This window comes from Acinetobacter sp. FDAARGOS_515, from assembly GCF_003938865.1.
Taxonomy (GTDB): Bacteria; Pseudomonadota; Gammaproteobacteria; order Pseudomonadales; family Moraxellaceae; genus Acinetobacter; species Acinetobacter ursingii.
In genome coordinates this window covers 105,827-132,253 of record NZ_RKIX01000001.1, presented here as the reverse complement: position 1 = coordinate 132,253, position 26,427 = coordinate 105,827, and the positions used below count along the sequence as shown (strand labels likewise).

Genomic DNA, 26,427 nt, shown 5'->3' with positions numbered 1-26,427 from the left:
AGACATGTCTTTAAGCATTAAGCACTAAAAAACGGTAATTCTCTTAAAACGTTAATCGCACTGTCGAAATCCTTTTTTTGAATTGCGACCTCAAGACTTTTAACAGAGGGTTTTAAGCTTGTATCTAAAACCAACCTTAATAAAAGCTCATAGAAGGTACTGTTAAAAGGGATATTATCATTTTTTGAATTAGTAAATACATCAGTTTTAACGGTTTCGTCCTCTTTTAATTCGACATACTTCTTAAAACTATTTAGGTCAAACACTAAACCCTTGTTAAGCAGTTGCCAAAACGCCGTTTCTAAAACCTCTTGGCTTTCCCCTAAAGTACCCACCTTGAAGTTTAAGGAACCTGTATTTTTAAGTTGGAAGTGAACCTTATCAAGCTCTATGTAGATCTCTTTGTTCTGGTATAAGCCCTGTTCGTGGAAAACTTTAGACACCGATAGCTTTAAGTTTTGGTATATACAAAAAGATTGCAGCGAACTCATTTTTAAGTTGCCCGTATCTATCTGGTTTGTCGCATCTTCTACGGACGTTGGTAGGTGTATCATCGGAAAGTAGCGTGTCAGTTCTTCAGACAGTTTCTTTTGTTCCAAAACGCTTATAATTGATAATGGATTGTCAAATCCAAAGTTGGTGCTCAGTAATTTCTTATGCTTCACACTCACACTTTGCTTAACCTGTATTTCAACGTCTAAGCCACTCAGCGCCGTTATTTTGTTTAGGTGTACCAAAGTGTCATCCAACAGCAAACAATCGCTGTTAACGGGGATATTCATCAACAGTAGCGCTTTAATCAGTGGATCTTGAAAATGCCCCGTTGTGTCTTCACCAGTTGTTGTCTGATTCCCTATCGCTATATGTACAACATGGAGTAGCAATAGCGTGTTAGATGTATGGCCAGTGTCCCGTGTCGTTGGTATATACAAATCGTTCAGGAAGTTGAAAGCCTCAGTACCTATAACGCATAAGCGAAATATCGATAGCTGATCGTGCGTTTCCTTTGGTAGTGCATCTATCCCAAGTTCCCAATATTTGTAGATGTATGGACCAATAAATGAGTATTCATCATTCAATATGTCCGTCTCAAATACGCTATCCAATACCGCTATATCATTCACTATGTCAGGCTTAAATGGCTGTAACACTATGCCCGATATAACCTCTTCTAAGCTCATATCTATGTATTCGGTATCTGCTAAGCATTCTGTCATTTTTGTGAGCTCACTTATCACCCAAACCCTTAAATACATCTAGTGTTTGGTAGTACTCATACTGCTCGTCAGTAAAGATATTCGGGGAAAATACTATGTAGTGGTTTGGCAGATTAAAGCTCTCGTATGCTTCGTCTGATACCTTTTCCAAAGCTTTTGCGAGTTGATACAAAGAAAAGTTTTTGTTCTCTTTGATGGCATTCAAATACCACTCTTTGTACTTGCGGAGCTGGTCTACGTAATCAACGTTCGCTACCAACATATCTTCTTGCTTGGCTTCTTCATATTCAGCCATTGTGTTGAACTTAATGTCCGTGAAGTACAGTTGGGTATCAATGCTTTGGGCTCGTGTCTTAATCGCATTAAACGCCTGTATATCCTCAAACATATTACGTGCGTATTCTGCTTCAGACATCTTTGTAGGATTAGGGCGTTGATGGCGCTTTAACGGCTCTACAAGCAAGCTTTGGCGATGTCGCCGTGCGAACTTAGCAAGCTCAGGATCTTGGTTGTCAGACTTATGCGATAACACCAGTAATGAACGTTGATATTGATTAAAGATCTCTTGAGGTATGTTCGTACTCAATACGCATATTTCAGCTTTCTTTTCCAGTGATAGTGCAAAGATGTGGTTTTGTGCATGGCATAGCGTACAGACCGCTACAATGTTCTCAGCCGTATGATTGCTATGATCGCCGTCTAAGTGATGTGGCTCTAAAAAGTATTCGTCATAGAAATCACAAAAGTAGCATTTAGCTGGTTGTGAAGACATTATTTGCTTTATTGTCTCATTGGTTTTAAAACCATCATGGATAGTTTTATCTTGACGTATCTCTTGCTTGTCGTTTACGCCGTTAATAGGTCTTAAAATACCAAACTTACGGTTTATATGTTTCACTTAAACCCCTTAATACTATTAAGTAAGGTCTAATTAAAACATGTATATACTATTTTTAAAATAAAAAAAGCGCAGCCTAAGCCACGCTTTTAAACTTATTTATTATTATATTACGCTTTACCAGTAATAGTGTTCGCAGCAGAGAACATGATGAAGCCTACGATTGATAACGCACCACCTACAATAATACAGATCCAAGCAGTTTTCTTTTTCTTTTGTTGATCTTCTTCTGATGTATACATCATATACAAACCAGTACCAACTAAGCCTAAACCAAGCACCATGAACACTACGATTAAGAATTTATAAACGTTTTGACCTAATGTTTCACCACGGCCTAAGATTTCATTCGCATCAGAACCAGCAGCGTGTTTTCCGTAAGCTGAACCACCCGGGTTCCATGTGCCAGTGTTTGCATATGCAACTTGACCCATTAATGCAGAAACAAAAGCTAAAAACATTACTTTTGCGCGGAATGCAGTCGCTTTTACAGTGCGAACTGAGTGTTTTACTAATGATACCATTGTCACTTTCCTTTTATTTAATATACGGGAGCTAATCTCCGCACTGTAATTAAACATTCTTAAAACCCTATTGCTTTAAGTTGCTTAATTTTAAACTTCTCGTTAAATATCTTCAATATCTTATACAAGGTTTTTAAGAAACTCTCACCCTATTTTAAGAAGATTGTTTAAAATATTGTAAAAAAGGTACCTCCTATTTGTGTTCCAAAGGTATTAACAAAGGCATTGTGTACGTCCTGAACGTATACGCATAATACACCTGTTATAATTAAAACCCATGCTTTGCGGTATGTCGCATTGCCTTGAGCATCAATTTTCTCTACAAAACCATATAAGCCACGAGCTACCGCTATAATCCCTACCAGTTGCGTAAAACCTACAACCGCCGTAACGATATATGCACCTAAATCATTAGCACCAGCATTAGGCAAGTAACTTTGTACCGTTACAAGTTCTATGCCATTACCACCAAACAATGAAGAACCTAGTGCACCAATGATATATCCGTCATATCCAAGTGATGCAAAAGCACCACCGATAAGAATCTTCAACAATGCCCCACCAGTGGTAGGCTCTTTCATTCCATGACCAAAGAACTTTTGTTGAGGTGATGATGCTTGCACTAAGTCAAAAAGCGCCGTGCCAGTAATCACCAACCCCGTTACAACAAAGCAAATGCGTATAAAGCTTAGTAGTGGACCGTATATGTTTAATATCGCTTTAACTATATCTAATGCATCCACGCTATTTTCCTTATTTCACCCAAATGGCTTGTTCGTTTTCGTCAACAGCATAGACCGTGCGATTGTCTGGCATCTTCTGACCTACATAGACTGTATATGTATGGTTTTGAGAATCTGTCATCCAAGCGCGATCGCCTACAACCGCAAAAGCATCCAAGCGTTTTGCACCTTTTGGAATTGATAAGGTTTTAGATCCCGATGTACTTAAAGCCTTTTGCTTAGTCTGGTCTTTAGCTATTTTGATTAAACTAGTCTTTAATTCCTTAATTGCCTGTTCTTGCAATTCAACAAGGTTTTTAAGATCGTCATTTTCAGCTTTCAGTTGTTCATTTTTGATTATGGTTTCTGATTGAGCAACTGCAGTTTGTTCGCCGTTTTGTACTTGCCCATGCGCTTGCTCTTTTTCTTTCAAACGTTGTAATAAAATAAGTGCATTCGTACCCTGACTTTGATAGAAGTTAATTGCCTCTATTCCTAGATCAGAATCAATCGGATACGACATGGATTTGTACATAATCATGTATTGACCAGTGGTAGGATCTTTAAACACAATATTTTCATCAACAATGAACGCCGTATCATCAGCAATACTATTGTCCTTTAAAGGTTGTTGATTTTGATTGTATGTTGCTTGTGTTTGTTGAATGCCTTGACCAACAGTATCAATGGATTCTGGTGTTTGTTCTGGAGCAACTGCCGTGCTGACGTCTTTTGGTTTACTCATTTGTATCCAAAAGAAAGTACCAATCATAATTAAGGCAATAACACCAATAACAATAAGAAGTTTTGGAGGAATACCACCCTTCGCACGACCTTCGCCTTTTTGGGGTTTGCCTTCAGCATCTTTTAGATTTTTCTTTGCCTGTTCAGCAGTCATTTGATTATCAGACATTTCGCTTACCCCTTACTTTTCGGTGTTGTTACGTCAGCATCAAAAAAGACTTCAAATACTTTTCCGCTGTTAACGATATACGTAGTTGGTCGAACTGTTGATGTACGTGCCATGTTCGCCATTTCCGTACCAACGTTACCAATGATGTTCCCGGCAATTTCTTTATCGTTTGGCTCTTCCTTCGTGCTTACAACATTGCCAGTATTTGTGATTTGGGTTGTACCAATGTTTTGATAGGCTTGTCCGTAACCCTCAAAGATTCCAGCAGTAACCATACCGCCAAGCTTTTGCAAAGTGTGTTTTTGGACTTTATCAGCCATGCCCGATTGTTTTGTTCCAAGAGTTAAAGCTCGTACTTGGATTGCATACTCTTCGCCCTTAAACAACATACGGGTAAAGTTAAATTCAATATCCGCAGTATTCAGACCAACAGTACCAATAAGTTTTGCGCCGTTAAATTTACCGCCAATAACAGTAGCAAATAGGTTTTTACCTTTATCAGTATTCACACCTGTATCTAAACGCGCTTTCATTGTTGTACCAGCTTTAATGATTGCTAGTCCTTTAGTAGATTCGCTAGTCGTATTCGCAACGTTCAAGCTTCCAAGGTTTTGTTGCCCTTCCGATGCTTTAGTGTTGTGTGAATATTTATATGTTGAATATCCGTTGACCTTGTTCTTTGTATTAGAAAACGCAGCAAGTTGATCAACAAAAGCAGTTTGACTTAATTCACGCGTTGCAGCATTACGTTCTGCATAAGCAGCTGCTTGTTGGCTATATACATTAGCAACATCATTAGCAGCAGATGAAGCATGTTCATATTGTTGCGCGTAGTTAGTTTGATAAATCGGTGCGTTTTGATTAGCACCGTTTTGTGTTTGTGGTTGTTGTGGTAGACCACCGCTAGTTGGTTGAGGTAATGCACCACCTTGATTTGCCATATTAGCTCTGGCCATCTGGTCAAGTTCAAGCGTAATATTTGGTGTACCACCTGTTGCAGAACCGTTTACAGGTTGCCCATTTGGACCTGTAATAAAATTCTGATCGTTCAGATCGCCGTTTGGATCTTGTGTTGCAACTGTTTTAAATTCGGGCAAATAGCTTTCACCATTTTTGCCAGCTCGAGCAGCTTCTTCAGCTTGTTTTTGACGTTCATATTCTACGTATTCAGGAGGGATAACATTTGTACCCTGTCCTTGGATTTCTGGTGTAGCAATAGCAACCTGATTATCTAAAGCTAGTTGGTCACTTTTCCCCATTGGGTTAAACATAAAAAAGCCTAATCCACCAACTACTACCAAACCAATAATTGCAACAACGCGAAAGCGCGTATCTGCAAAAACACGTTTTTTGTTAGCAGTTTTAATACTTGTATTTTTCAGTTTTTTAGGTTGGTCTTCTTCTGAATGAACTTGGTTTGCAGAAATAATAGTTTCATCGGTAGTACCTACTTCAGTGCTACGACTAGAATTCTCTTCAATGTCATTCGGGTTATTTTGTTGGTTCGTTGAATCCATTTTTAATTCTCACTTAATGACTTAAAATGCGTCTTCGAGGTAAACAGTTTTAGGTGTACCGCCAGTCGTTGAAAATGTGATGTACTTCAGATCTTCAGAATCTTCATAACGGAAGATCTTCATACCGTTGTTAGCGCGGAAAGAACTCAAAAAGGCTGGTTGAATAACACCAAAGTTACTACGCACATATATATAGCCACCAAACTTCCAAGCACGGACATTAGGACTATCAGTTCGCATTTCAACAGCACCCTCAGGCGCTAAGCCATCCATAAATTGCAAACTCACACCATCTGGAATAATCGATGTTTGATTGCCTGTTGAATACATAGCTTTGGCTGTTGGGCTTCGACCAGGTATACGTGCGTCTACACGAACATCTAAATCACGTTGGCCAGTAGCTAACATCAAAATTACTGGAGCACCCAATCCCTTTAATGTGACCGTTACGTTTCCGAAAGCAGCTGGATCTAATGGTTCGATTGAAAGGATGTTAGTTTCAGGGATTTCGTCTGGCTCTTTTTCGTTTTGCTCACCTAAGCCATCTGAGAAACGTCCACGGTCCAAAGAAATCTTTTCAATGTTCCATGGATTTCCTGAAGAATCGGTAAAGACAATAGTAGATAGCATGCCAGCGCTTAAACGAATTACTGGCGGTTCCTCACCAGGGTTTAATGAAATACCCAAACTACGGGTTTTCGCTTGTGGCGTATTTACATAAGGACTAGAAAGGCTTCGTTTTTGTTGCAACAAAAGTCCTTTAACTATTTTTGTTTGCTCAGGTGTGAACTGCAAACCAACAAGATTGTGAACCTGTCTGTCAATTTCCGATGCTGTATCAACTACCTCAGGTGCAACCAAAGGAGATTGAGCATCCGCAAAAGTATTCGGAGGCATATCAGCAGCATTAACTATTGTAGTTAATGCAGTAGAAGCAAAAAGAGCCAAAGATAATTTTTTCAATTTCATAAGTATCATCCAATTAACGCGCTGGAGTTAACGTAATTGTCTTAACAGCAATACCGTTGTAGTTCAGATAAGAACGTGGATGCTCAACAATAGTAACTGTCGCAATGAAGCGGTGAGTCTCTTTAGGTTGTTTGTCACCTAAGAAGAATTGAGTAGTGATAGGAACACGAACAGTCCAACTAGGTTCTGCAGCATGTAAATCACGGTTTTCGATTTGTGGAACATCAGTAGCAGTAGTTCGCATCGTTAGGTTGTTTTGTACGATTGTGCCAACTGTTTGTGATTGAGCGATTTGCTTCATCAATGAATCTTTACCGCCCTCAGTGAAATACATTGAACCAGCATTGTTAATAACGTCACGCCAGTTCAAGAAATCAAAGTTGTAGACAGAAAGAATTGCACTCTTACCGAATTCAGAAATAACAACGTCAGTAACGCGAGGGTTTTTTGATGCTTCGATTGGACAGATAACCGAGTTATCTACTGTTTGAACAGCTTTGACTTTTGGGTATGCATTAAAGGCAGCAAAAATAATCATCGCAAGAACAGCACTCACGATAAAAGCGAAAAACACGAAAACAAGCCATCGTCTTAACTTTGCAATCTCCTTATCTTTTTCATCCACCTGTTTTCTGAGCCAAAGACTAGGATCACAAGAACCTATTTCAGCGTTTTCATTAGATTTGTCTTTAGACACAACAGCACTCCTATTTCGCTGGCTGATATATAACAGATGGAATTGGACGATCTGATTTAGAGCTAAGCACACACTTAACTGGTGTGCCGTCATCAAAAACCAAAGATTCAAAATCTGTTGTGGTGAGTTTAAAAGCTACAAAACTAAGCGTTGTTAAAACGGTTAAAATACACAATGAGGCAAACGTACTAACCAACACTCTTAAAAGCCTTGCGTATTTTCTTTTACCTATTATTGATACTTCAGCGTAGGGAGAACCCCATGTTGAAGTAGTCAAATTAGTTTTAGAGTTATCCATTTAGTCAATCACTAAACCCGACTTTAATTCGTCCTTATAATAGTCGGTATTAAACTCATTTGCTATATTAAGATCAAAATAATAAAAGGTATCTAGGTTATTAGCTAAAAGTGTTTTAACAAATTCATGGCTACCATTAACGTTTTCAATAGAATCTAAAGTAGGCTTTATACTAAAACCACTATGGCCTCTCCACTTTCGCCCATAAAAGTTAGAAGCAGTATCTTTACCAGCATGTCCAAAAGCACCGGCTATCACAAACTTATCAATACCCTTTACCTTAGCATTTGCAATACATTGATGCCTTGTACTGTATAAAGTAGGTCGTTGATCTTCATTAGTTAAAACCTTGCCTCTAAGCTTAAAGTAATTGATATAACTTAAACGTAAACGCTCTTGCAGTATTTTAATAAAAGTCTGTTTTTCATCCCATCCAAAGGTATAGCCACTACTTTTATTTAAACTAGATACCTTTCTCACATACCTATTTAGCAAGTTCCAATAAAGGTATATCTTTTCTTGATCTTCATGTTTAAGGTCATCAAGTATTAAATACCTTTTAAGTCCATTAGCCCGACCATGTGTAGCCTTGCCATTTTCCACAATCATGATCAGTTTTGGTCCTTTTACTGCACAACAGAATGAAACGGAAAACCACTCAACAGGACGCAATCCAACAACAAGATTGGCATCAACAAAAGCAACCATCATCCGATCAAACTCACTAACCCTGGTGTTACTCTCGTTCTTATGCTCGAATTCTCTTACCAAGTAGTTGTAAAACGTGCGTTCAAAGTACTTTGTTTTCAGCTCAGAAGTACGCTTAGGTTTGTCCTTATTAGCTGTATATTTTGTGTTAATGATTCTTAAATATAATTCTTCTAAAAAATATTCATCAAAACCAGCATCTATATCTTCATCATTAATAGAGCCATTATTTAACTCATTAAGCTTTAGACCGATTCCATACACTAAATATGCACGATATGTTCTAAATGTAGATTCCGCGTAATAACCATTTTCAGATTTAGTTTTAAATTCAGAATATATGTTTTCATATAACATTTTTAAATCTAGCTCTGAACTATCTAAATGTTTATCAATCTTTTGCTTAAGCTCAATATCATATTTAGTCTTAGTAGAATACGGAAAATCTTCTATACGACTTGTGTATTCTTTTAATGTCTTTGGATAGCTATTAGGATTCTCAAAACTGCTCACCACTACCACCCTTAATCCACATGCAAAACATGAGCACATACTACAACGTTAAACACCTTTCTAAAAGTACTCGTTAAAACGTTTTTCACTTTAAGCAAAATGTTTTTCACTTTTAAGCCCAATAAATGCAAATGTCTTTTTTGACTCCTCTCTTGTTAGTACAGTGGAAAAATCAAAAAAATGAAGTTGAGAAATCATAAAAACACAGTGGACCTTTTTTACAGTGAAGTGCTTGATATGCATAGTTTCAATAGTCTTTTGCCAGTTGTGATGCCTTAAATTTTTAGGGAAAAATACGATCTAAGCCTATCATTATTGCAGTTTAATTGGTGTTTAAGGTGTCAAATCTTTATATTTAAGATGTACAGCACTAAACCATAAGGTAGGTTTTTATAAGTAGCAGTTTTAATGTCTTTAAACTTTCAAATTAGGAATGGTATATACCAAGATGCATTTTTTTTCAAACAGTTTTTATCAATTTATTTAATATTAAAGAAGCTGGCTTATAAATAAATTGTATTATCACCAATAATATTTTTAATATTAATTAAAAAAAGCATATATACATCTTTATTAATATACTTCTATACTGTAAAATATAAATTACAGTATTAACATTATTTTAATTAAAAAAAGAATAAATGTACTTTGTTATTTTCTGTATAAATTATATTCTAAAAAAAGAACAAAAAAGAATAGAAAAGATAATAAAAAGAAAGAATAAGACTATAAAGGAATATAAAAGACGTCTAGCAAACTATAAGAGCTCATTTACTCTCTATAATTGATTGAAAAAAGTACGTTGTATTTCCATTTCAGATAAGTACTACTAAAAAAAAGCATTGTTTTGGACAGACAATGCACTTAAAAAGAGTATTTTTTACAGATTTGTCTTGTTTAGGCCAGGTACGACTGCCTGAAGAACGCCCTTAGATATACGTTAAAGCTTATAAATTAGGTTTAAGCGAGTGCCTAAAAGTCGGCTTTATACCTTTTAAGGGATTTTTTATAATTAATAAAGTGCATTTTAATAGTTTTTAGACTAAAATCATTTTGTCTTTATACCCACTTAATCTGGAGTAAAAATGAAGCACAATAAAAAGCTTTTAAGCGTTCTTGCAATTGGTTTAATGATGTCTGGGTGTGCTAGTCGTGATGTAACTCAATTAAACGTAGCAAGCCCTTTATCTATTATATCTGAAGCATCTCAAGAGGCTTTAATTGCACAACAGAACTTAAAGAACTCTTCTGCAATTCAAATGCAAACTGTTCAGAAGAAACAAGGTAGCATCAACCATGACCTTTTAAATATCGACTACATAGGCGATCCAATACCTTTAATTAAAAGTATTTCTAGCCAATACGGATACCGTTTTGTAGAAGCTGGTCCTACTCATGAGCTTCCAATTGTTAATTTTAATAAAAAGCGTCTTACTGGTGTAGAAGCTTTACGCGATGTTTCTGCATATTTAAATACTGCTTCGATAACTCTAGATCATCAAAATAAAAGTATTTTATTGACTTATAACTAATACCCTTTAAATCCTTTTATACATATCTGGAGTTTTTATGGACTACTCAAATAATGCTTCATTACAAGAGCTACTAAACCCATCTAACCAGTCTTCTTTAGAAGTTCATGTTAGTAATGTTGAACAGCAAGCTCGTTATGAAGCCATGCTTGAATTAGTTAAGCAAAAAGGTATTAAGTTAGGGATCAATACTTATTTAAGCAACGCTCGTGAGGTCATCAAAAGCCAAGAGCGTAACCTTGATACAATCTTTAACTTTAAACCTTACATGATCAAAGATGTTGTTGTTCCCCCGGTTATTATTGAATCAAAAGATGTAACTGAGACACCTAATGCCATGTCGTACAAGACGACTAAGCAGACTTATAAAATCTTGAAACAAGCTCGTTTCAGTACTCGTGCACCTGATTGGCGTCAGTACCTTGTTTTCCCTACACTTGATAGCAATGTTGATTACGTGACTTTCATTCCGAAAGAAATGTTACCAGCTAACGAACAAGAACGAAAAATATGGAAAGAGACTGCTGCTAAGTCTTATGAAATGGGTTTAGTTGAGGGCCGAAATATTGTTGAAGATGCAGTAGATCGTCTTAAACGAGATTATTTGGGGATGGTTACTTTCCATAAGTTTGTTTTAGAGGGCAAGTTATCAATGCCAGCAATTAGCAGTCAATCACTGGCTGTTTCTTCTACACAAGACACTATTGCTCTTGATATGAAATTGCTTCAAATCCAACAATTACCGCAGTTCAATTCAAATATTGAAACTTGGAAACCAATTCTCCAACCTGAACAAATTGCACCTAGCTATCAAATTCCAAAAATTAACCTTGTTAGCGAACCTTAAGTTCGCTAACTCAATTGGAAGTTTTAAATGCAAATGAAGGTTTCGACATTAAAAGCAAAATCTGCATTATTTGATGTTAACAAGATTAAAGGATCTGAAAATAAGATTCTGACAGCTACCAAAGACATTCGCAAAGACTACGATTCTAGCCGTGGTTTTGGTTTGGCTACATTAACAGCCATAACGACATACAAAGATCCGAAACAAGGGTTTAAAAGTCGCGATGAATTTGAAAGTCTTCTATATGAAGCATTAGCTCATGGTGCTTCAGATATTTTCATTAGTCCAGATCGCCCCATCACAATGATGAAAGACTTGGAGTTATATTCGTTAACACACCGTATTATCAATCGTGATGAAGCTCTACACATCCTAAGAACGATTGCTGATGAAAATGCCTACTTAGTCCTTATTAATAATAAGTTTATTAATAAGGCATATCGTATTCTGCAGAAAGACGCTTCAGGTAAGGAAACTCGTTATAACTTTCGTGTGAACGTATCTCGAACTTCGTATCGTGGATCTGGAGATTCTTTTCAGATAACGTTACGTACAATTTCTGGCATTCCCCCTCACTTTTCAAAAGTGGGTTTAGATGAAGATTTCATTAAAAGATCGCTACCTCACAATGGTTGCTACATCATTGGCGGTATCACTGGTTCTGGTAAAAGTACAACACTAGCTTCAAATATTCGCTATGTGTTGGAAAATAATACTCATATTCGTGGAAATATTTTGACTCACAACGAGCCTATCGAATACGAGTATGACGCAATTGAAAGCACACACAGTATTGTTAGTCAAAGCGAAATCCCCAATAACTTCGAGACTTTTGCGGATGCAAATAGAGAGGCGATGCGTAGACGTCCTGCTGCAGTTGAAATCGGTGAATTGCGAGATAAAGAAACAATTTCTGCAGCTCTAGAACTTTCTTTAACTGGCCACCCTGTTTTTGCAACGGTTCACGCAACCACCGTAGACAAAATTATTCCACGTATGTTGAAGCGCTTTAAGCATGAAGAACATCTTCAGGCTGCAGCTGACATTATTGGTTCAGTTTATACATTGATTGCTCAACGTCTTGTTAAAGATGTGAACGGCAAGGTATTTGCTGTAAGGGAACACTTAATTTTATCACCTCAACTGAAAGAAGAATTGCTTTTAATTGATGATATTCATGCTCAACAGAAGTTTATTCGAGAGTTAATGATTAATTCTGATGGTTCAGATCCAAACATCAGTAAGAGTTTCAGGAAACAAGCTGACGATCTACTCAAAGCTGGTCGTTTGCATGAAGACTACTATTACAAACTGATTTATTAAGAGGCGAATATGGATGATCAATATGCACACTGGTCGCAATTTAGATTAAATCTAATCCTATGGGGCGGTTTAAACGGATATTTGTTTATACCTTTTCTAGCTGTTGTTATTAAGTTTTCCTTGTTCAAACTTATGCTTTTCATCGGCTTGATAGTAGCAACATTGGTTATTGAAAAAGTATTTAAATACAAATACAGCTATATCCCCTCTGCTCTTAGACGCTTAGTTTTTGGGGGCAATAAATACACTAGACGCGGTAGAAGACGTTACTCGTTGTAAATCTTGAAAAATTGAAAGGTAAACTTATGAAAAATACTCAAAATGAAAAACCAGCGATTGAAGAACGTTATATTGTTCTAGGTATTGATGATGGACATGGCGGTACAAAGCTTTATGCTGGTCTAGATCAAGATGGAAATGAAATCAAACTGACTATTCCTAGTATTGCTTATTCAGGAAAAGTCCTCACTGGCGAAGAGGATTCTACTGACTATTATGTGGTTAAAGTTAATGAAAACTTTTATACAGTTGGTAAGAAGATCAATAGTAGTGTTCCTCTGGATACCAGAACAGACGAATACCCGACATCTGAATATAACAAGGCACTAATACACCAGGCAATTAAGGCCTATATTGACCATATCGGAACATATGATGGTAGAGCGTTTGCAATCGCTACTTCACTTCCTGTTAGTCGCTATTACACACCTGAAAAAACCAAAAACATGCCACTTATTGATATGAAAACTAATTTTCTACTCAATGGTGATGTTTGCTTCAACTTAAAAGATCATAAAGCTGGTAAACCGCTTAATATCATTAAAAGACATATTGTTAAATGTGAAGCTCAAACAGCTTATTTTAATGAGATTATTGATGTACACGGAAACGGTTCAGAAGATAGTGATCTTTTAATAAGTTCTGAATGTGCTGTAATCGATATTGGCGGTAAAACCACTGATATTGTAGTCACATTAGATGGAGGAAACATGCTTGATGGCCATCGTTCTACATCACGTAACCTTGGTATTCTTACCATCTATGAACGAATCACTAGCTTAATTCTTGAATCTGGCTATAAAACAGTTAACGCTAACTGGCTAGATTTCGCACTAAAATCTGGAACTTATGGTATAGGATCTCAAGCCAAAGATATTACAGGTTTAATTCAGCAAGCTAAAAACGAATTCATGATCGAATTAAATAACTTTATCTCTAAACAGATCGGTGGAGGCGATGATTTAGCATTAGTATTATTTTGTGGAGGCGGTGCAGCTTTTCTTGAAAAAGAGATTAAAGAAAAGTACGACTTACCGAACGTAAGAATCGCTGAATCACCAGAGTACGCCAATGCTAAAGGTTTATATAAGTTAGCTAAATACATGTATAAAATGTACGCAGAAATCAAATGACAGATTCAAACTACATACAACTATCCTATCAATTAATTCACTTAACAAGAGAAGATCTTGATGTGATTAGTAGTGTTAATAGAAATCTACCAGGTCTAGACTTAAACGCTTTTAGTTTAAGTCTGCTGTATTTAGGATTTATCTTTTGTACTGACAAGCAGAAGATTTTTCTAAATGCGCCAGTGCAAAATGAAATAGACGAGACGTTTGCACAGCCTGTACGAATGAAAATAGATAAAAATGCAAATCAAAAACTATTTAATTCAATTAAAAAACATCCTCAAGGAAAGCTTCGTAGAAATTACATAACTGCTGTTTTACATGCTGGTATAGCGGTTCTAATTGAGCTTTCATACCTTTATAAGTTGTATGAAGTTAATGAGGATATGGCAAGCCTATATTCTGTCAATTCTTTCCTATTAAGGTTTGGCTTAAGTACTTGTGTTGAAACATACACCAAGTTTAATACTGCTTACTATGTGTACGATATTGAATATCTTGAAAAAAAGTATCTTGATCATATATCCATACAAATACCAGAAAGTAGTAAGGAGCAAATTGAACAATCACCTAAAAAGCCCGTAACTAATTCTATCAAGAGCAAGGAGGTTCCTGTTCAAAAAGCAGTTAAGATAAAGGAAGCTAAACATACTGAACATAAAAACATTCAGGACCACTCCCCTACCGTTGAAACATCTCAAAATACCGAAACGTCCGAAATTAATAATGCTAAACCAAGTCAAAACGTATCTGAATCAAAACCAGTAACCAATCCAAGTAGTTCGGATTGGCTTAACCAGACTTTTAATCCAGATCTATTATAAAAAAAACCGGCAATGCCGGTTTTTTTCATTCAAAGTTTTGAAACTTCAATCATTCAAGCTCTTAAAAAACTCTTCAATTTTTCTAGCTTTCTCTTCTGTAATATCTGCATCCAAGGCTACTCGCAACTTAAGTACACTCTTACCTTTGGTACCACATTCAGAACTCATAGAACCAAATTTAACGCCCTTATCTGTCTTAAAATCGAATTTAATCTTACTCGGTTGTTCTTCAGTAGTAGCTTCTTCAGTTTTTTCAGGCTTAGTCGCCTTATTCGCTTTTTCTTCTTCACTCAAAATAGCTATAAATCCTTTATGACGCTTGCCCGTGGATTTAAATTCTTCAACGTATTTATCCCATTCTGGTCTTAACAAGTCGAAAATTGCTTTTTTGGTTTTAGTTTCTAAAGCTTTATTTATTGCGGTATTCACTTCTTGAGCAATATATCCAGAAATTAGCTCAGGATCTTCGTTCAAAGAGTCCAAAATGAACTCAGGTAAGTCTAGAATATATTTGAGACGGAAATACTTCGACTTATCAATCGCAAATTTTTCAGTAACAAATTCATAACTTTCAAAAGGATAACCAAACTCTTCACATAATTGCTTGATTTTTAATATGCTTTCAAAATCTGAAAGATTTTGTCTAGCAGTATTATCCAATAAAGCTGTTATAGCAGCTTTATCATCATTCATAGATGTTTTAACTAAAGCAGTAATTCTCTTGAGCTTTAAAATCTCTTTAATTGCTCTAAAACGTCTCTCACCAGCAATTAACTCGTAACGATTACCCTTCTGTCGAACTGTAATCGGGTTAATTTGTCCATTAGTTTCTATATCAGCAGCCAAAATTGGCAACTTCTCATATACACGTTTATTCATGATACGTGGTTGATAAGGTGATGGATCAATTAAATCAATGTCGATTGATTCTAAATGAGATCCGCTAACAATATTTTTTGTTTCTCGCTTAGCTAGTGGGTTAAGACTCCCCTCTTCTATAGTTGGAGTCACTGTATTTTCTTTTACATCAGTAACTTGAGCATCACTCCCTGTTGCATTAGCAACAGATGTTTTTTTCATGCTTTTTACTTTATCTTTAAAGTTCATATCAGCACCTTATAATTTTTTGTATTCAGAAACCATTAGATCTACAAGTTGATTAATTGCTTGTTTTGCTGGTGTTTCTTTTCCAGCATCCAGATCAAATACGGAACACTTAACATATGATGCTTGACTAAAAACCGTAGCATTTGGAATACAGATTAATTCCTTATTTACCAGTTTTTCTTGCAATTTTGGTTGAGCATATTCATTGCGAATATCTTCAGCCAAGGTAAGATCCACTGTATTACGCTTGTTATAAAAGTTTAGTACTGGCGATAGAATTTTTAAATCTGGATTGCTTGTCTCTAAGTCATCCATAGAGTTAAGTATATCTTCCAAACCCTGAATACTGTATTCACCCTGTAATGGAATTAATAAACTGTTTGATGCTAACAAAGCATTAAAAGTTAGAGTTTCCATTCGCGGTGGACAATCTAACAAAATAAAGTCGAAATCCCCTTTTATCTTTCTTAATACACTTCTAATAATTTCATTAGGAACTGGACTAGAACGCTGAATATTGATTTCAACATCACGAATGTTATTAGCACAAGCAATCAAAGACACATTTTCAAAGTTGGTTTTATCTGGACCTTGTATAACATCGTGAATGTTAATTGTTTTATAGTTTTCAAAAATATCTTTTAGAGTGCCATCTATATCGTTAATATCTGGAACATTTGAAATATGTTTTGTTGCATTACGTTGGCTATCTAAGTCGATTACTAAAACCGTATAACCTAATTTTCCAAGCTTAGCAGCACAATTCACCGTAGATGTTGTTTTGCCCACACCACCTTTAAAGTGGATGCTTGTACAAATATAAGTTTTTCCTGAGTTCTTTTCCATTTTTCAATCACCTTTCAAGTAAAGTCAAACAATACAATATTTGAAAAATATTTAAAATACTTTTTCACTTTATTTTTAATATATTTCAACTTTTTCAATCTATATGCCTAACATGTGTCCATATCTTATGTGTTTTTCATTATCAGACTGATAACAGCTTTAGATTCCTTGTCGTGGATTTTTTCATTATCAGACTGATAACAGCTTTAGATTCCTTGGCGTGGATTTTTTCATTATCAGACTGATAACAGCTTTAGATTCCTTGGCGTGGTTTTTTCATTATCAGACTGATAACAGCTTTAGATTCCTTGGCGTGGTTTTTTCATTATCAGACTGATAACAGCTTTAGATTCCTTGGCGTGGTTTTTTTCATTATCAGACTGATAACAGCTTTAGATTCCTTGGCGTGGATTTTTTCATTATCAGACTGATAGCAGCTTTAGATTCCTTGGCGTGGTTTTTTCATTATCAGACTGATAACAGCTTTAGATCCCTTGGCGTGGTTTTTTCATTATCAGACTGATAACAGCTTTAGATTCCTTGTCGTGGATTTTTCATTATCAGACTGATAACAGCTTTAGATTCCTTGTCGTGGATTTTTCATTATCAGACTGATAACAGCTTTAGATTCCTTGTCGTGGATTTTTTCATTATCAGACTGATAACAGCTTTAGATTCCTTGGCGTGGTTTTTTCATTATCAGACTGATAACTGCTTTAGATCCCTTGGCGTGGTTTTTTCATTATCAGGCTGATAACGGTTTTTCGATTCTAAATCGTTGATTTATTCATTATCAGACTGATAAAAAGGGAGTTGCCAAGAAGAGGGGAGGGCTTACTACTACTTACAGTTAAATAAATGGGTAGACGTTGTGAAATGCACAACTGAAAATGATCTATATTAGCTGAGTAGGGGAGTGCCCTATTCAATAAAAAGACTACCAACAATATTTATAGAGAAATTTATTATATAGGCGGTTAATCCACTTAAATGTCTAGTAGGGGAGGGCTTCTTATTCATTCTTTTTAGTATTTGACCAAGAATACTGGCTTAGTGTTGAGATTGACCTGATTTAAGCTTTAAAAGGTATTAAGTGCCACTTTAGTCAAGAGCTTAAAACCAGACTTAAAATCCTTAAAAGGTTTAAGGGGAATTAGATTAAAACCAATATTAACTATATAATACCCAACAATACACATATTAATAGGCTATAAAATGGCAGATCCAAAAGATAAGCTTGTACATGAGAATCATATTTATATATTTACTGTTGTTATGGTTTTAGTGGCTTTTTTGGCTGTATGGTTTGCTTATAAACCTCAAATTGTAGGGTTTTTAGTATACACAAAAGGCATTTTAATTATTCCTCTATGGTGGATACATAGCATATTCAAAGCTATCGGGCTTAACTACGTGCCTTTACTAAGTGAGTTGGTGTATTCAACAGAACACCTATGTAAACCAACAAACAATTGGCTTCCATTATTTTGTCAAAATAAGTTTAGCGAAGTCACTATTTTTCAAATTTCAAAAGCCAGTCAAGCATGGAATTTATTAATATTTTTGCTGGCAACACCTTGGATAAAGAAAGCTTATGACCGCTTCAACAGCGAGCATCCAGCACGGGGCTTTATCAAAAGCATGAACCTAGAAGAGTTCATAGAGGAACAAATTCCAAACCAAAGACACTTACAGGTTTTTGGTCCATTAGACTTGTCAAAATATGATACGAACAATGGTCATTTTAAAGCGCTAGATTCAACTTATGAGTTTGCAAATAGGCATGAATTAATTACAGGAACTAAAGAGCGCCTTGTGAACATTACAATCAACGGAGTAACGAAAGAATATAATGATAAAAGTGAAACAGTACCTATCATAGATGAAGAGAAGTTTTTAAATGTCTTACGTGAACAACTAGGGGATCTTTGGATAACCCTTGATAATTCAAAAGAAACATCACCCGATGAATTATCGTATTTATCCGATGTTGATACAATTTTGCTAGCTTTGTATTTACCAGTAGCATGTGCGACCGATGAATCTATGGATGATGAAGAGTTCCGTAAAATCAAAAAAGATTCAACAACATTAATTAATTACTATTGGGATATTTGCACAAAAAATATACCTAACAACCCATTGTTTGCAATTGAAAATCAGTATGTTGAGGGCGATCGTAAGCTTGTAGGGTTTAATTTTGATTTCCTTAGAAAAAGAATTCACAAATACATTAAACATCCCGTTGCTACTAAGATTTTTAAAAACCATGCATATGTAAGAACTATTTTGTGTGAGGTTGTATTAACAGCAAGACAACTAGGTGTAATGCCACCAACAGATATACGCTGGTTAAAACTATACAATCGAACTGCATACGCATTCATACAGAATATTGGTAGACCGTCTTTGTTTAGTGAGGGTTTAGGTCCAATCTCGCATTATCTAATTGAGGTGAAATTAGGGAAGCCATTAGAAGAGCCAGACTTTAACATTGGCCTTGTTGGTTTTGAATACGAATTATTGAGTTTTGCCATGACTGAAGCTAGACAAAAAGCTGCTGAAGATGTGAACAGTATTATTCGAGTAGTAGAGTTTACGGACAAGGAATTAAACAACGGATCTTATAACTCTAAAAACAATGATAAAGATGATTTTAAGTATAGTGACGATCATGTTTTTGATATGGTGAGCGTAGAAATACCACAGGATGAAATACAAAAAAATAAGCAAAAAGGGTTTTAGTCTTAAACTTATAAGTTATAATTGACCGGTATTAAAACACCGGTCTTTTTTATTTAACTATTTTTTTAAAACCATATTTTAACTATACTGCTAAAACATGGCTTAAAAGGTAATACTCTAAAATGCTTTTAAATAATTTCACTAAAATAGTAGCAAGTTGCGCTATTAGTATTATTACAATCTCTACTTACGCTGCACCATCTCAGGACCTTACTTCTAAGATGCAAAAAATGGGCAAAGTAAAAGAAGTTAAACCCTTTAGTGGAGGTTTAACTTCTTGGATTCTTGAGGCACCTAATGGGAAAAATGCGGTGTTTTTTACAACATCCGATGAAAAAGTCATCTTACATGGTACAGCTTGGGATTCTGCTACTAAAAAAAATATATCTGAGCCTCTTAAATTAACTGCAAAAAAAATGAATACACCAGCACAACAACCAACAGCTTCCGTTGGGAATTTGGCCAGTGCATACAATCATCCAGTCTTTAAAGCTGTAAAAACGCTTTCAGGGTTTAAAGAGGGGAAAGCGAATGATAACAACACTGTATACATCATTTACGATCCACGCTGTAAATATTGTCACGAAACATTCAACCTTTCTCGCTCATACGTTAAAAGCGGTGCAACTATTAAATGGATTCCAGCTTTAGTTCTAAACCAAAGTGAAAACGGAAAACAATTAGCAGCTGGAATTCTTCGTAAACCATCTGAAGATACTATTAATAAAACCTTTAATGGAACAGATGAAGAAATTAACTCAATTAAAGTGATTCCTACACCACAGGAACTTGCTGAGTTGGATAAACACTTAGGCGCTCTTCAATCTATCTTCTTCTATCACGAAGATATTGTTGCAATGCCAAAAGAAGATCGTGAACAGCGAGAAGCAATTCGTAGCGCTGGACAAAAGCCACAGCCACTAACTGCTGGTGTACCAGTTGCTATCTTTGTAAATAAAAAGACTGGAAAAGTTGAAGCTCGTAGAGGAACTTCAGAAACAGCCACTCTTGACTATATTTTCAAATAAGAGGGAATTGAGATGAACAAAACTCAATTGAAAGCTTTCCAATCGATTGTCGGAAACTTTTCACCTTATTTCTCTAAGATAAACAATGAGTCTATGTTTTTAGATTCTGACCTTTCTGGAGATACGGATAGAAATCGCCAGGTGAGCATCTTCAATATAGATGCAAAGGCCACGGATTTACTATTAACGATCAAAGGATTTGATCAGGTCGAGAATAATTTGTTTAGAGGACAAGTTTTCTTAAAGTCTGACGAAAACACAGAAATTCTTATTAGTGAGCCATGCTATTACTTAAACAAAAGCAAGGTTCGTTTCAGTACATATGAACTTCAGAGCTACATAAAGGAAGTTTGGCATCAAGCTCTAAATGAATATAAGGCTGATGTTACAGACAGCCCTATACGTTCTAATGAAGAAAAATACAGCTTATCTTTAGCAGATAGATTCTCTAGTTTTAAAACGTCTTGGCCAGCTATGGGCATTGTAGCTGCAGTAGTTGTTTTTGCTGGAGGCGGTTACTTTTTAGGTTCAGGTACTAATGCGAAAAATGCATCTTCAGAAACAAGTTCGCAACAACTAAGCACATCTGATAACCCTGAACTTGACGGTAAAGCCTTGGCTCTTAAAAACATGGGGTTAGATCCTAACTCAATGGCTTTTGATAACTCATGCTTTCAAGAAAAATAAGGTGAATTATCTATGAGAGCTAGACGAATAGAAAACCTTGAAGCATTACAGCTAAAGGCCTCAGAAATAGCACAAATAACCGTTAAAGAGTTGGAAGCACGACACTATTTAGTTTGGTGGTTGAGCTCATATGACCGAAACATGAAACGTGGCTATAACAATGAAACCATTTGCTTAAGCACCTATCAGGTGAATGAGTTTTGTTTTTCATATGCAATCACAAGCGAAGTTGAAAAGTTTTATTTACTAATACAACCCGAAAATTGGTTTTTAAATGATTTAACTTTCGAGTCTGCTTCTATAGATGAAAAAGGCTTAGTTTTAAATTTAGCTGAAGTAAATGATCAGTTATTCAAGCTGTATATATCGCGAATGCAAATCAGATTTAATCTTGATGAAATTCATGCTGAACGTTTAACACACGCAAAGAAATATGCAAAAGAACTGGTCTTTATTCAATACAACCCACAGAAAAATCAGGTCATGAATGTAGGTGTTTCTATCAATTTAGAAAACAACACAATCACTCGAAAATCATCAAATCAAACGGCAAAAAATAAGCGCTTGAAAGGGGCATTCTAATGAAGAAATCAAACTATTTTAAGGTAATTGGTGCAATAGCAGTTTCAACAGTTGTTTCACTTGCTTATGCTGGCTTTACTGAAATTAATAGTTCTGGAGACATTGTATCTAAAGACAGTGCAAATGCTTTACGCACCAGTTTTTCAACACCAAATCAAAATATACCAGCGCCATTACGCACATATTCACTATGGGATAAGATCTCAGAGACAACCAAATATAATGGCACAGTACAACCAAAGCCAACACCTGTTGCAATTGAGAGTACATCTTCTCAAGCACAAAATATTCAAAGCAAAAGCAATATTAATGTGGCTAACATAGAGAGCCAACAGGAAATCAAAAGATTACAGGCAGCACTAAAAGAGAAAGAAACTGAGAATAACAAGCTCAAATATTCAAACCTTGAGATGCAAGTGCAAGTAGTTGAACTAAAAAGCGATATAAACGAACTGAAGCAACAAGTTAACTTTTTAGCAAGCCAGATGCAAATTGTTGAAAGCGATGTGCTTGTAATGAAAAACAAAAAACCAAGTTCTTTTTTAGCACGAAATTAAGCAATGGTTGTGAAGAAAATTACTCAAAAACCTACCAGTGAACAGCAACGAGCAATTGATAAAGCAACACGACTAAAAACCAGTTTTAAATTGATTGCTTTTGCTGGTACTGGTAAGACTACGACATTGATCCATTGTAGTAGTGCTTTGCAACAACTAGGTAAGCTTGGACTATATCTATCATTTAATAAAAAGATGGCAGATGAAGCTAATCAAAAATTCGCTGAATATGGGCTGAATTCAGTCACATGTTCTACATTCCATTCTCTAGCTTACAGAAATATACCTGGTTGGCTGAAAAATAAGATTAACAAGCCTACGTTACTTCCTAAAGATATTGTTCAAAAGTTTAAGCTTGAAAACATTCGATTTCAGTACAACGGGAAAAACCGACAACTCACCGATCTAACATTAGCGCTGATTATCCTTAATACATTACGTTATTTTTGTATGACAGTGGATCAGACTGTTACCAATGATAGAGGTGGTCCCACATGTTTGAACAACTAAAAGCTTATTTATAAGTGATACTCTGCTCTAGTTAAGCTACCTTATTTTGTTGTGGTAGCTGGTCATAGTAAAACTCATCTGGAGTCATTTTGTCCAGACTCGAATGAGGTCGTTTCAAATTATAAAATTCAAAATATGCGTTTAATTGCTTCTTCGCATCCAAAACATTGCTGTAGGCTTTGAGATACACCTCTTCATATTTAACGCTCCGCCATAATCGTTCAACCATCACATTATCAACCCATCGACCTTTACCATCCATACTGATTTGAATGCCATTTGATTTCAATACATCAATAAATGCATCACTGGTAAACTGACTGCCTTGGTCTGTATTAAATATTTCAGGTCGACCATATTTTTCAATAGCTTCATTTAATGTTTCTATGCAAAATGTAACCTCCATACTAATCGATACTCTATGCGCAAGTACCTTGCGGCTATGCCAATCAATCACAGCACATAAATAAACAAAGCCTTTTGCCATAGGGATATACGTTATATCCGTAGACCACACTTGATTACTGCGCTGAATAGCCAATCCTTTGAGCAGATATGGATATTTGCGGTGAGCTTGATTAGCCTGGCTTAAATTTGGTTTGCAATATAACGCATTAATGCCCATTTTCTTCATTAAAGTACGTGTATGACGTCGTCCTATATGATGTCCTTGACGATTCAACAAATCACGCATCATCCGGCTACCTGCAAAAGGGTATTGCATATGTAACTCATCCATACACCGCATTAGCTTCAGATCTGATGCACTCACAGGTTTTGGGCGATAGTAATAACAACCACGGGAGACTTTCAGCAGCTGAGCTTGCTTAGATACTGAAATCTGAAGTGAGTCATCGATTAACTTTTGTGGTTGAAGCGGCCCAGTTTCTTCAACACACCTTCTAAAAAATCAATTTCTAATGCCTGCTCACCGATTTTTGCATGTAGTTTTTTTAGATCGATGGGTGGTTCTGTTGGAGCTTTTGATTGATCGAAAGCTTGCGAGGAAGCTGAAATCAGTTGATTTTTCCAGTCGATAATTTGGTTTTGATGAACATCAAATTCAGCACTCAATTCAGCAAGTGTTTTTTCTGCTTTAATCGCAGCAAGTGCTACCTTAGCTTTAAAATCATTTGAATGATTTCTTCTTGGTCTACGTGCCATAAAATACTCCATATATTGATGTTTATAACATCATTTGGGGAGCAAAATATCACTTATAAGTGTTGTTCAAATTTCCTGATCCACCTCTGATCATGCTTACATAGCTTTAAAAGAACAAACATCAATTAAGCGCAATGACGTTCTTGAAGATAAAATCACTTCAATTGCGAAAATGATCTGGAATGATGTAGTTGATCCAAACGGTGATTATGGTATTACACACGATTACTATCTCAAGTGGTGGGTACTGCAAAAACCACAACTTGATTTTGATTACGTGATGGTAGATGAAAGCCAAGATAGTGACCAATTAATACTAGACGTACTCAAACGTCAAAAAGCAAAAGTTATTTTTGTTGGAGATCCATACCAAAGCATATATGGCTTTAGGGGTGCGAAAGATATTTTACAGAACCTAGATCTTGAAGCATTGTACTTAGAACAGTCGTTTCGGTTTGGTAATGCAGTTGCAGATATAGCTAATCTACTTCTCAATAAACTTTTTGGTGAAACCAGACAGTTAAAAGGTTTACCAAGTAAAACGTCAAAAGTTACCACTTTCAGTACATCAAGTTATGCACCATCTTCATTGAACGCGATTATTTGTAGAACAAATGCTACGGCTTTTGAATACTTTTTTAAGTTTCATGGCTACCTTAATGGCGAAAAGAAAATACGTCTTGAGGTTGATGGAAAGCGCAGTAAAGATATTTTCAGTGGGATTTTTCAACTGAGAGCAAATAAACGGCCAACGTGTAAAGAGCTTCAAAACTTTTCTTCCTACCAAGAGCTTGTGGACCATATACAAGTGTTTGGAGAAGTGGAGGGGGCAACTACAGAATTAAAAACCTTTCTGGATCTAACAAACCAATACTCATGGCAAGTGATTGAGTGGGCGTTAGAAAATAGTATGGCTGATGATGAAACTGACCCAAAAAACACTTTGGTCATTAGCACATCACACAAGAGTAAAGGTTTAGAGTGGGATAATGTCCTAATCGCAAAAGGCTTTAACTATAAAATTCTCGATAAAAAGCTAATGATTTCTGCAGATGAAAAACGGCTGTTGTATGTGACCGTAACACGAGCCAAAAACATATTATTTACAGATGGCATTAATGATTTATTGGAACACTTAAATTCAAAAAATACGGAGATTTCAAATGCCTAATCAAGTTGAAGTTCTGCAAAATAGAGTGTTTCAGGCATGTCACAATGCTAGTTATATTCGCGGAGAGTTTCATCACGAACCGTATATCATGGAGCTTGTTAAGAAAAAGGGCTCACAGGTCGCAGATATAATCACACCACTTCTTGAAATGTTTCATCTAATTGAAAAGGAAACAAAGTCAATCTTTAGTTTCACGGAAGATTTTAATTTCAAGCAACGCCATTTTGAACCAGGTGTTTATCTCAAAACTAAAGAGATATTAAATGGTGTAGAAACGTTCGATGGCCTGGCTATCGTTGATATTCCTTCAGGATCTTTTAGAAGCATTGTCATAGATTCAGGCGGTGGAATTGCTTCAAGTAAACATACAATTGAGCAGTTTAAGGAATTAAAGGGGAGATATTTAATTCCATTTTATTTTGATGGAATATATGTGCACCCTCACTGTTATACATATTTTTTCATCGAAAATGATATTAAGAGGGTGATGCCCCTTGAGGCTTATGATTCAAGCAAAGTAGGAAATGAGCAAAACATGGGCTTGCATTGGGTAGAAGAAGCAATTGAATACGGTAATCTTCACTTTGGGTTTGAAGTTGAAACACCAGATACCGAAACAATTATAGAAAAAGTCTAAAACCAAACGACAAAAAAGGGCATCTTATAGATGCCCTTTTTATGTTTTGAAATTAATAAGAAAGGTCGATTGCCACTTGTGCTAAAGATGTAAAAGCAGAGGATTCACACATAAAAGATTGACGAATAAAAAACGATGGATTGTATGAGCTCACCATAGTTTGACTATCACAGTTTTGGCTAAATTTAATATGTTGTGTATTGATTGCTTGCCAAGCTGCAGCATTCTTTTGACTTTCCGCACGAACGTCTTTGATGAAACGTGTTAATGATTGGTTGTATGGTGTATTGCACTTAAGTTCTGGTGAACCGTACTCAGAATCACGCGCTTCATTATAATTAAACACGCATTTTTGATACTCAGCTTGTACCTTGTTATAAGCTTGAATAGCTTCAGCTTTGGTCTTATAACCAGCGTTGGCAGATGACGTAATAATGGTAGCAGCACATAACAAAGCTAAACTTAAAAACTTTTTCATA

General features: G+C 35.9%; 27 protein-coding genes. 13 read left to right on the top strand and 14 right to left on the bottom strand.

Annotated features, from left to right (window positions below; all coding sequences use genetic code 11):
- Positions 1–17: 17 nt before the first annotated feature.
- The 10 genes from EGS47_RS00625 to EGS47_RS00580 form a co-directional block, all read right to left on the bottom strand.
- Positions 18–1,217 (bottom strand): hypothetical protein, encoded by a 1,200-nt coding sequence (locus EGS47_RS00625; protein ID WP_005028615.1) that lies wholly within the window; start codon positions 1,215–1,217, stop codon positions 18–20.
- Positions 1,218–1,227: 10 nt separating this feature from the next.
- Positions 1,228–2,115: an HNH endonuclease gene (locus EGS47_RS00620; protein WP_005005914.1), complete on the bottom strand. Its 888-nt coding sequence runs from the start codon at positions 2,113–2,115 to the stop codon at positions 1,228–1,230.
- 110 nt (positions 2,116–2,225) lie between these two features.
- Positions 2,226–2,639, bottom strand: a complete 414-nt coding sequence (locus EGS47_RS00615; RefSeq protein ID WP_005005912.1) for a hypothetical protein — start codon at positions 2,637–2,639, stop codon at positions 2,226–2,228.
- Between the two features lie 167 nt (positions 2,640–2,806).
- Complete coding sequence (locus EGS47_RS00610; RefSeq protein WP_044110980.1) at positions 2,807–3,382, bottom strand: hypothetical protein; 576 nt, start codon at positions 3,380–3,382, stop codon at positions 2,807–2,809.
- Positions 3,383–3,392: 10 nt separating this feature from the next.
- Positions 3,393–4,274 (bottom strand): hypothetical protein, encoded by an 882-nt coding sequence (locus EGS47_RS00605; RefSeq protein ID WP_044110982.1) that lies wholly within the window; start codon positions 4,272–4,274, stop codon positions 3,393–3,395.
- Positions 4,275–4,279: 5 nt separating this feature from the next.
- Entirely contained in the window at positions 4,280–5,791 is a 1,512-nt protein-coding gene (locus EGS47_RS00600) for a DotG/IcmE/VirB10 family protein (protein ID WP_044110984.1), read from the bottom strand.
- Positions 5,792–5,812: 21 nt separating this feature from the next.
- Entirely contained in the window at positions 5,813–6,688 is an 876-nt protein-coding gene (locus tag EGS47_RS00595; RefSeq protein ID WP_227518657.1) for a DotH/IcmK family type IV secretion protein, read from the bottom strand.
- Positions 6,689–6,773: 85 nt separating this feature from the next.
- Complete coding sequence (locus tag EGS47_RS00590) at positions 6,774–7,457, bottom strand: DotI/IcmL family type IV secretion protein (protein WP_005005897.1); 684 nt, start codon at positions 7,455–7,457, stop codon at positions 6,774–6,776.
- 10 nt (positions 7,458–7,467) lie between these two features.
- Positions 7,468–7,755, bottom strand: coding sequence for a hypothetical protein (locus tag EGS47_RS00585; protein WP_024160792.1), 288 nt, complete (start codon positions 7,753–7,755; stop codon positions 7,468–7,470).
- Positions 7,756–8,976 carry a hypothetical protein gene (locus EGS47_RS00580; RefSeq protein WP_227518656.1) on the bottom strand — a complete coding sequence of 407 codons (1,221 nt, stop codon included), beginning with the start codon at positions 8,974–8,976 and terminating at the stop codon, positions 7,756–7,758.
- A gap of 1,085 nt (positions 8,977–10,061) precedes the next feature.
- On the opposite strand from EGS47_RS00580, the gene EGS47_RS00575 reads away from it, so the two are divergent.
- The 5 genes from EGS47_RS00575 (at position 10,062) to EGS47_RS00550 (ending at position 14,914) form a co-directional block, all read left to right on the top strand.
- Positions 10,062–10,508, top strand: coding sequence for a DotD/TraH family lipoprotein (locus tag EGS47_RS00575; RefSeq protein WP_044103272.1), 447 nt, complete (start codon positions 10,062–10,064; stop codon positions 10,506–10,508).
- Positions 10,509–10,545: 37 nt separating this feature from the next.
- Entirely contained in the window at positions 10,546–11,355 is an 810-nt protein-coding gene (locus EGS47_RS00570) for a type IV secretory system conjugative DNA transfer family protein (RefSeq protein ID WP_024160789.1), read from the top strand.
- Between the two features lie 27 nt (positions 11,356–11,382).
- Positions 11,383–12,678, top strand: coding sequence for an ATPase, T2SS/T4P/T4SS family (locus EGS47_RS00565; RefSeq protein ID WP_024160788.1), 1,296 nt, complete (start codon positions 11,383–11,385; stop codon positions 12,676–12,678).
- A gap of 305 nt (positions 12,679–12,983) precedes the next feature.
- On the top strand, positions 12,984–14,090 hold the full coding sequence (locus tag EGS47_RS00555) for a ParM/StbA family protein (RefSeq protein WP_024160787.1): 1,107 nt from the start codon (positions 12,984–12,986) through the stop codon (positions 14,088–14,090).
- Positions 14,087–14,914, top strand: coding sequence for a hypothetical protein (locus EGS47_RS00550; RefSeq protein ID WP_044110986.1), 828 nt, complete (start codon positions 14,087–14,089; stop codon positions 14,912–14,914). The genes EGS47_RS00555 and EGS47_RS00550 overlap by 4 nt, the downstream gene beginning before the upstream one ends.
- 45 nt (positions 14,915–14,959) lie before the next feature.
- Here the strand turns inward: EGS47_RS00550 and EGS47_RS00545 are convergent, their stop codons facing one another.
- Both EGS47_RS00545 and EGS47_RS00540 read right to left on the bottom strand, forming a co-directional pair.
- Positions 14,960–16,021, bottom strand: coding sequence for a ParB/RepB/Spo0J family partition protein (locus EGS47_RS00545; RefSeq protein ID WP_125269082.1), 1,062 nt, complete (start codon positions 16,019–16,021; stop codon positions 14,960–14,962).
- Positions 16,022–16,030: 9 nt separating this feature from the next.
- Positions 16,031–16,867 (bottom strand): ParA family protein, encoded by an 837-nt coding sequence (locus EGS47_RS00540; RefSeq protein ID WP_005028640.1) that lies wholly within the window; start codon positions 16,865–16,867, stop codon positions 16,031–16,033.
- Between the two features lie 1,215 nt (positions 16,868–18,082).
- On the opposite strand from EGS47_RS00540, the gene EGS47_RS18555 reads away from it, so the two are divergent.
- The 6 genes from EGS47_RS18555 (at position 18,083) to EGS47_RS00505 (ending at position 22,976) form a co-directional block, all read left to right on the top strand.
- On the top strand, positions 18,083–19,612 hold the full coding sequence (locus EGS47_RS18555; RefSeq protein ID WP_024160802.1) for a Type IV secretion system protein IcmP/DotM: 1,530 nt from the start codon (positions 18,083–18,085) through the stop codon (positions 19,610–19,612).
- 122 nt (positions 19,613–19,734) lie between these two features.
- Entirely contained in the window at positions 19,735–20,640 is a 906-nt protein-coding gene (locus tag EGS47_RS00525) for a hypothetical protein (protein ID WP_044110992.1), read from the top strand.
- A 12-nt stretch (positions 20,641–20,652) separates the two neighbouring features.
- Entirely contained in the window at positions 20,653–21,327 is a 675-nt protein-coding gene (locus tag EGS47_RS00520; RefSeq protein WP_044110994.1) for a hypothetical protein, read from the top strand.
- A gap of 12 nt (positions 21,328–21,339) precedes the next feature.
- On the top strand, positions 21,340–21,909 hold the full coding sequence (locus EGS47_RS00515; RefSeq protein WP_005028650.1) for a hypothetical protein: 570 nt from the start codon (positions 21,340–21,342) through the stop codon (positions 21,907–21,909).
- The gene (locus EGS47_RS00510) at positions 21,909–22,466 is read left to right on the top strand and encodes a hypothetical protein (protein ID WP_005028652.1); all 558 of its coding nucleotides are present in this window, start codon (positions 21,909–21,911) and stop codon (positions 22,464–22,466) included. The genes EGS47_RS00515 and EGS47_RS00510 overlap by 1 nt, the downstream gene beginning before the upstream one ends.
- 3 nt (positions 22,467–22,469) lie before the next feature.
- The gene (locus EGS47_RS00505; RefSeq protein WP_125269081.1) at positions 22,470–22,976 is read left to right on the top strand and encodes a UvrD-helicase domain-containing protein; all 507 of its coding nucleotides are present in this window, start codon (positions 22,470–22,472) and stop codon (positions 22,974–22,976) included.
- A gap of 31 nt (positions 22,977–23,007) precedes the next feature.
- On the opposite strand, the gene EGS47_RS00500 is transcribed toward EGS47_RS00505, so the two are convergent.
- Positions 23,008–24,140 (bottom strand): IS3 family transposase gene (locus EGS47_RS00500; RefSeq protein ID WP_223235881.1). Its coding sequence is split into 2 segments (ribosomal slippage): positions 23,008–23,888 and positions 23,888–24,140, totalling 1,134 coding nucleotides; the frame shifts between segments, so codons are not numbered across the junction.
- 172 nt (positions 24,141–24,312) lie between these two features.
- On the opposite strand from EGS47_RS00500, the gene EGS47_RS00495 reads away from it, so the two are divergent.
- Both EGS47_RS00495 and EGS47_RS00490 read left to right on the top strand, forming a co-directional pair.
- Complete coding sequence (locus EGS47_RS00495; RefSeq protein ID WP_228711778.1) at positions 24,313–25,311, top strand: 3'-5' exonuclease; 999 nt, start codon at positions 24,313–24,315, stop codon at positions 25,309–25,311.
- Entirely contained in the window at positions 25,304–25,948 is a 645-nt protein-coding gene (locus EGS47_RS00490) for a hypothetical protein (RefSeq protein WP_005028658.1), read from the top strand. Before EGS47_RS00495 ends, EGS47_RS00490 begins: the two co-directional genes overlap by 8 nt.
- 52 nt (positions 25,949–26,000) lie before the next feature.
- Here EGS47_RS00490 and EGS47_RS00485 read toward each other — a convergent pair whose 3' ends face one another.
- Complete coding sequence (locus EGS47_RS00485; RefSeq protein WP_005028662.1) at positions 26,001–26,426, bottom strand: hypothetical protein; 426 nt, start codon at positions 26,424–26,426, stop codon at positions 26,001–26,003.
- Position 26,427 lies beyond the last annotated feature (1 nt).

What these genes read in the sequence shown, in the direction of transcription:
- EGS47_RS00575 (WP_044103272.1), top strand. Translation starts at nt 10,062, where the DNA reads ATGAAGCACAATAAAAAGCTTTTAAGCGTTCTTGCAATTGGTTTAATG.
- EGS47_RS00540 (WP_005028640.1), bottom strand. Translation starts at nt 16,867, where the DNA reads ATGGAAAAGAACTCAGGAAAAACTTATATTTGTACAAGCATCCACTTT.
- EGS47_RS00520 (WP_044110994.1), top strand. Translation starts at nt 20,653, where the DNA reads ATGAACAAAACTCAATTGAAAGCTTTCCAATCGATTGTCGGAAACTTT.
- EGS47_RS00510 (WP_005028652.1), top strand. Translation starts at nt 21,909, where the DNA reads ATGAAGAAATCAAACTATTTTAAGGTAATTGGTGCAATAGCAGTTTCA.
- EGS47_RS00555 (WP_024160787.1), top strand. Translation starts at nt 12,984, where the DNA reads ATGAAAAATACTCAAAATGAAAAACCAGCGATTGAAGAACGTTATATT.
- EGS47_RS00625 (WP_005028615.1), bottom strand. Translation starts at nt 1,217, where the DNA reads ATGACAGAATGCTTAGCAGATACCGAATACATAGATATGAGCTTAGAA.
- EGS47_RS00600 (WP_044110984.1), bottom strand. Translation starts at nt 5,791, where the DNA reads ATGGATTCAACGAACCAACAAAATAACCCGAATGACATTGAAGAGAAT.
- EGS47_RS00545 (WP_125269082.1), bottom strand. Translation starts at nt 16,021, where the DNA reads ATGAACTTTAAAGATAAAGTAAAAAGCATGAAAAAAACATCTGTTGCT.
- EGS47_RS00485 (WP_005028662.1), bottom strand. Translation starts at nt 26,426, where the DNA reads ATGAAAAAGTTTTTAAGTTTAGCTTTGTTATGTGCTGCTACCATTATT.
- EGS47_RS00490 (WP_005028658.1), top strand. Translation starts at nt 25,304, where the DNA reads ATGCCTAATCAAGTTGAAGTTCTGCAAAATAGAGTGTTTCAGGCATGT.
- EGS47_RS00525 (WP_044110992.1), top strand. Translation starts at nt 19,735, where the DNA reads ATGCTTTTAAATAATTTCACTAAAATAGTAGCAAGTTGCGCTATTAGT.
- EGS47_RS00570 (WP_024160789.1), top strand. Translation starts at nt 10,546, where the DNA reads ATGGACTACTCAAATAATGCTTCATTACAAGAGCTACTAAACCCATCT.
- EGS47_RS00585 (WP_024160792.1), bottom strand. Translation starts at nt 7,755, where the DNA reads ATGGATAACTCTAAAACTAATTTGACTACTTCAACATGGGGTTCTCCC.
- EGS47_RS00565 (WP_024160788.1), top strand. Translation starts at nt 11,383, where the DNA reads ATGCAAATGAAGGTTTCGACATTAAAAGCAAAATCTGCATTATTTGAT.
- EGS47_RS18555 (WP_024160802.1), top strand. Translation starts at nt 18,083, where the DNA reads ATGGCAGATCCAAAAGATAAGCTTGTACATGAGAATCATATTTATATA.
- EGS47_RS00550 (WP_044110986.1), top strand. Translation starts at nt 14,087, where the DNA reads ATGACAGATTCAAACTACATACAACTATCCTATCAATTAATTCACTTA.
- EGS47_RS00505 (WP_125269081.1), top strand. Translation starts at nt 22,470, where the DNA reads ATGGTTGTGAAGAAAATTACTCAAAAACCTACCAGTGAACAGCAACGA.
- EGS47_RS00615 (WP_005005912.1), bottom strand. Translation starts at nt 2,639, where the DNA reads ATGGTATCATTAGTAAAACACTCAGTTCGCACTGTAAAAGCGACTGCA.
- EGS47_RS00605 (WP_044110982.1), bottom strand. Translation starts at nt 4,274, where the DNA reads ATGTCTGATAATCAAATGACTGCTGAACAGGCAAAGAAAAATCTAAAA.
- EGS47_RS00495 (WP_228711778.1), top strand. Translation starts at nt 24,313, where the DNA reads ATGATCTGGAATGATGTAGTTGATCCAAACGGTGATTATGGTATTACA.
- EGS47_RS00515 (WP_005028650.1), top strand. Translation starts at nt 21,340, where the DNA reads ATGAGAGCTAGACGAATAGAAAACCTTGAAGCATTACAGCTAAAGGCC.
- EGS47_RS00595 (WP_227518657.1), bottom strand. Translation starts at nt 6,688, where the DNA reads ATGCCTCCGAATACTTTTGCGGATGCTCAATCTCCTTTGGTTGCACCT.